The organism is Endozoicomonas sp. YOMI1, assembly GCF_024606345.1.
In the GTDB taxonomy this organism is placed as follows: Bacteria; Pseudomonadota; Gammaproteobacteria; order Pseudomonadales; family Endozoicomonadaceae; genus Endozoicomonas.
In genome coordinates this window covers 1-2,409 of sequence record NZ_JAHHPM010000092.1, presented here as the reverse complement: position 1 = coordinate 2,409, position 2,409 = coordinate 1, and the positions used below count along the sequence as shown (strand labels likewise).

Genomic DNA, 2,409 nt, shown 5'->3' with positions numbered 1-2,409 from the left:
AATGCGCTAACGCTAAAAACACTGGAGATTATTCAGGAAATCAATGGTTCTTATAGCAATCCCCCCATTCTGATTACCGGTTCATACGCACGTTTTTTACAGAACCTCTGCTCAGAATTTAATGATATTGACATTATCTGCACCACAGAAGACTCTGCCAGAGCACTCTTTGACAAGCTGCAGGCACTGAACACCAACACGGATTCAGAAATTTCCAAAAGCATCATCATCAAGTCAATCCCGGGATGTCAGGCGATCAAACTACCAAGCGGCTATAATATTCAACTTAAAGACGATGATTTGGGTATTAAAGCAATGGGTTTTCAGGTCAGTGTTGACGCCAGAGTAACCCGTGGCAATGCAGCTCCATTGGCCGTTCACGTTACCGGCGTTGAGAGGCCGGTATGGTATTTGTCGTTTGCTGAAGAAACCCGATTACTCAACGATACGCTGGAATACCTCGCTGATAACCTTGATCCGCTGACAGAGCAATTGCAAAAAGGAGCGGTATTTCACATACCACGAACCATTCTTTTTAATTTTCCTCAAAATCCTGATGAGCGTATTTATGGCTTGCTTATGCGCTCCCTGCTTACCCTGAGTAAAGCCAGGCAGTTTATTGTTCTTCACTCCAAAGGCAAACCCGAAAAACCTGACTGCTGCACTCACCAGCTTCAAAAAGAACAGCAGCGCCTTAGTGCTCTCACTGAGAATCTGCAAATGAAATTGACCAGCCATGTTTGCCGTCATGATTTTGAGCACAGAGTTAACGGCTGGCTATTGACAGCTCAGCCTGTTAATGACTACGAGATCAAGAGGAAGGACTTTATGAAGGCAATGCTTGCGATGATGCACCCTGAATAAGATCGGGAAAACTGAAGTCAATGAACGTTTGATCACCGGTTACCATTCAACCAGGTCAGTGTTAAACGGAAAGTGTGTAGTGGCAAAAGACCACTGAGTGGGAAAAATGTCTTTTCCTGATAGAGACTGAATATTACGTTTACCGTATCAATGATCTACTATTTGAATTCATGATTTCTGAAAAGAATCAGTACGCCGCAGGCTGTAATTAATACTTTTTTGGTTTTTTGTGAGTATGGATAAGGTTTTTCGGCGTTGTTTTATGGTAAAGAGTGACCTTTTTATACAACCATTCTTTATAGAATAACAGCAGGATTCTACAGTATTTTTGTGCAGGGGTAGCAAAATGACAGATCATGATAAATGGCAGAAATGGTTGATGGCTCGCAGGGATGAGCTGAATACGCGTCTGGGTAAAATTAAAAAGGATGCCTCCCGGAAAAACAGTGCAGACTGGTCTGAGCAGGCGCAGGAACGGGAGAACGATGAGGTTATTGATGCACTGGGTAACGAGGCGGTGATTGAACTTGGTAAAATTAACCGTGCTCTTGATCGCATGAATGAGGGGGATTATGGAGTCTGCTTGTCCTGTGGTAAGGAAATTCCGGTTCAGCGCCTGGAGGTTATGCCTTATGCTGACCTTTGTGTTCAATGTGCAGAGGCTAAGGGGTTGTAGTATTAGTGGAGAATCATGAAGCCGATAAGACAACAGGCTGGCTGTATGGGGGTGTTTAGTGACTTTACTGATTGCATTTTCTGGCCAAATAGTAATATCAGGCCGGTTTGGCTGTGGCCCGGTTAAAGTACGTTGACTCCTCTGTGGAGCAGCCTGATTCAATGATCATCTTTTGATAGCTTTCGCAGAAGCTCTGGATCGTTCCGGGGTTTCTGCTGTGGAACTGCTTTTGCCATAACCTGCCCATGGCGGTGATGTCTTCTTTATCAATTTCTTCTATCTGAATACCGGAGCGGTGATAGATAAGCCATGCAATGGCTGTGGCGTAAACCAGGTTGGTAGCCAGTTCATGGTGGGGATGGGCAAGAAACTCCCGCTGGCTGGCCAGTCCCCGAACTTTGCTGGACAAGTCGGCATTTGGGGCCAGAAACAAGTCCCAGATATTTCGGTGCATGCGAGGAGAAATCTGATAGATACCGAGAGCCTGGTGATTGGCCAGTTTCAGATGAAAACCAAGCCCGGACTCTCTGGCTGCGGTGCCAAGCAGCAGGTTCTCACCAGTTGGGCTCCACATGCCCAGATGCTTAAGTGCGGGGCGGACAACATAGTGCCTTAGTTCCTTGGCGCATATTCCCATTTGCAAAGTCCTTTTTCCGGGTAGGCCCCGGTCCGTGCGTCCTGTAACTGCGGGAGGGCTCTCAGATCCAGTCGTTAACTTTGGATCTAAGAGGATTATCGTATCATACCTGAAATTCTGAACGGATGATGGTCTCAGACAGTCTCTTATACCAATTCCGCTTTCTAAATATGATATCGAGCAAGTCATTTTGGACAGCTGGGCAAGGCGGAATGACGAGTAATAGCAGGGC

At 46.0% G+C, this 2,409-nt stretch carries 3 protein-coding genes; 2 read left to right on the top strand and 1 reads right to left on the bottom strand.

What is annotated here, in order from left to right:
• The coding region (locus KDK15_RS03370; protein WP_257293956.1) for a hypothetical protein at window positions 1-864 on the top strand (864 nt) is incomplete at its 5' end.
• 346 nt (window positions 865-1,210) lie between these two features.
• Window positions 1,211-1,540, top strand: a complete 330-nt coding sequence (locus KDK15_RS03365) for a TraR/DksA family transcriptional regulator (protein WP_257293955.1) — start codon at window positions 1,211-1,213, stop codon at window positions 1,538-1,540.
• Window positions 1,541-1,637: 97 nt separating this feature from the next.
• On the opposite strand, the gene KDK15_RS03360 is transcribed toward KDK15_RS03365, so the two are convergent.
• Window positions 1,638-2,177: a hypothetical protein gene (locus KDK15_RS03360; protein WP_257293954.1), complete on the bottom strand. Its 540-nt coding sequence runs from the start codon at window positions 2,175-2,177 to the stop codon at window positions 1,638-1,640.
• Window positions 2,178-2,409: the final 232 nt, after the last annotated feature.

What these genes read in the sequence shown, in the direction of transcription:
- KDK15_RS03365 (WP_257293955.1), top strand. Translation starts at nt 1,211, where the DNA reads ATGACAGATCATGATAAATGGCAGAAATGGTTGATGGCTCGCAGGGAT.
- KDK15_RS03360 (WP_257293954.1), bottom strand. Translation starts at nt 2,177, where the DNA reads ATGGGAATATGCGCCAAGGAACTAAGGCACTATGTTGTCCGCCCCGCA.